Genomic DNA, 2,588 nt, shown 5'->3' on the forward strand with positions numbered 1-2,588 from the left:
GGGCGGAGGAGTCCTGCTGCCCGCCGACGTCGGACGTGCGCCCGGAGAACGTGGCGTACCTCATCTACACGTCGGGAAGCACCGGCCGCCCGAAGGGCGTGGCGGTGACGCACCGGAACGCAGCGGCATTCCTCGCGTGGGCAACGGAGACCTTCACGGAGGAGGAGACGAAGGCCGTGCTCGCGGCGACTTCACTCAACTTCGACCTCTCCGTCTTCGAACTCTTCGCGCCGCTGGTGCGAGGTGGAAGCGTGGTGGTGGTGCGCAATGCGCTGCACCTGCTGGAGGAGAAGCCCGAGGCGGAAATCACGCTCATCAACACCGTACCCTCGGCGATGGCGCAACTGGTGCGCTTGGGGGCAGTGCCGCCGTCCGTCCAAGTCATCAACCTGGCAGGCGAAGCGCTGCCGGAGACGCTGGCGAAGGCTGTGTACTCGGTGCCGACGGTGAAGAAGCTCTACAACCTGTACGGCCCGTCGGAGGACACGACGTACTCGACGTGGTCGCTGGTGGGACGCGCAGAGGTGCCGAACATCGGTCGGCCTCTCACCAACACGCGGGCGTACGTGCTGGACCGCTACCTCCAGCCGGTGCCGGTGGGCGTGGCCGGAGAGTTGTTCCTGGCCGGAGAAGGCCAGGCGCGCGGCTACCTGCTGAGGCCGGAGCTGACGGCGGAGAAGTTCCTGCCAGAAGTCTACGGGCCGGCCGGCAACCGCATGTACCGCACGGGAGACCGGGTGAGGTACCGGGCGGATGGAGTGCTGGAGTACCTGGGGCGAGTGGACTTCCAGGTGAAGGTGCGAGGCTTCCGCATCGAGCTGGGAGAAGTGGAGTCCGCGCTGCGCCAGCAAGAAGCGGTGAAGGAAGCCGTCGTGGTGGCGAAGGGGGAGGGCGCGGAGAAGCGCCTCGTGGCGTACGTGGCGCCGAAGGCAGGCAAGACGCTGGAGGCAGAGGCGCTGAAGGCCAGCCTGCGTCAGCGGCTGCCTGAGTACATGGTGCCGGGCGCGGTGGTGGTGCTGGAGGCCCTGCCGCTCAACTCCAACGGCAAGGTGGACCGCAAGGCCCTGCCGGACGTGGACGTCTCCACGTCCCGGAGCGATGACTTCGTCGCGCCCCGTGACGCGCTGGAGTCCCAGCTCGTCAACGTGTGGGAGGAGGTCCTGGGCGTGCAGCCCATCGGTGTCCGCACCAGCTTCTTCGCGCTGGGAGGCCACTCGCTGCTCGCGGTCCGCCTGATGGCCACGCTGCGCGAACGCCTGGGCCATGAGGTGCCCCTGGCCGCGCTCTTCCAGCACCCCACCGTGGAGGAGCTGGCGAAGCTGCTGCGCGACGAGGCCGGAGCGTGGTCGCCGCTCGTCCCGCTGGAGAAGGGCGAGCCGGGCCGCAGGCCCCTGTTCCTCGTCCACCCGGGCGGCGGCAACGTGCTCGCGTACCCGGAGTTGGCGCGGTTGCTCGGGCCCCACCAGCCCGTCATCGGCATCCAGGCGCGGGGCCTCCAGGTGGGCCATGCCGTGGTGGAGACCGTGGAGGAGATGGCGGCCCTGTACGTGGGCGCCATCCGCGCGGAGCAGCCGGAGGGGCCCTACCTCCTCGCCGGCTGGTCACTCGGCGGCGTCATCGCCTTCGAGATGGCCCGTCAGCTGCGCGCGCAGGGCCAGGGCGTGGGGCTGCTGGCGCTCGTGGACGCCTTCGTCCCCGGCGTACAGCAGCCTTCCTCCGAGGCGCCGAAGAAGGACCCCGACGCCAGCGTGCGCGTCGCCTTCGCCCAGACGGTGGCCCAGGCCTTCTCCCTGACCCTGCCCGTGACGGACGAGGCCCTGGAGCGCATGGACGACGACGCCATGCTGGGGACGCTCCTCGCCGTGGGCGTCCAGGCCGGTCTCCTGGAGGAAGCGACGGGCCGCGAGCAATTGCGCGCCCTGTTCCGCGTCTACCAGGCCAACCTGCGCGCCATGGACCGCTACATCCCCGGTCCCTACGAGGGCCCGGCCCTGCTCCTCGCCGCCACGGAGGCGACGCCCACCCCCGGGGTGCCGCGCCACCGGGGCTGGGAGCCCTGGGTCCGGGGGGGACTGGACGTGAGGGACGTCCCTGGGGGACACCATCAACTCATGCAGGAGCCGTACGTGCGGCACGTGGCCACGCTGTTGCGCGAGGCCCTGGAGGACAAGTCATGACCGTTGAAACATCCGAGACATCCCGCGGCGGCTCGCCATGGCCCAACCGCCTCATCCTGGCCGTGTGGTTCGTGTGCTTCTCCGTGGGCTCGCTGATCCACATCCTCACCGTGGCGAAGTTCGGTCTCTTCGCGAACGACCCGGCGGATCCGCTGCCCATGGGGTTCGTCGTCGTGAACGAGCTGTTCACCGTCCTCAACCCCCTCACCATCCTGCTGCTCATCTTCAAGCGGCGGGCGGGCATCGTGTCGGCGCTGGGCGTGGTGGCGCTCGTCTTCGCCCTCAACATCGCGCTGATGGTGTGGTTCTGGGTCGCGAAGCACCACCTGCACACCGTGTGGCTGTACCTCAACGGCACCATGGGCGTGTTCATGGCCGCCACGGCCCGGCGCCTGTGGCGGGCCGCCCCTC

The 2,588-nt window shown here is 69.8% G+C and carries 2 protein-coding genes; both read left to right on the top strand.

Annotated elements, in window-relative coordinates; translation table 11 throughout:
• Positions 1 to 2,177 (top strand): AMP-binding protein (locus tag D7W79_RS41165; RefSeq protein ID WP_147442333.1); only part of this gene is annotated, 2,177 nt, incomplete at its 5' end.
• Positions 2,174 to 2,588 (top strand): hypothetical protein (locus D7W79_RS41170; protein WP_147442334.1); only part of this gene is annotated, 415 nt, incomplete at its 3' end. The genes D7W79_RS41165 and D7W79_RS41170, both read left to right, overlap by 4 nt.

The sequence above is a fragment of the Corallococcus exercitus genome (genome assembly GCF_003611585.1).
In the GTDB taxonomy this organism is placed as follows: domain Bacteria; phylum Myxococcota; class Myxococcia; order Myxococcales; family Myxococcaceae; genus Corallococcus; species Corallococcus exercitus.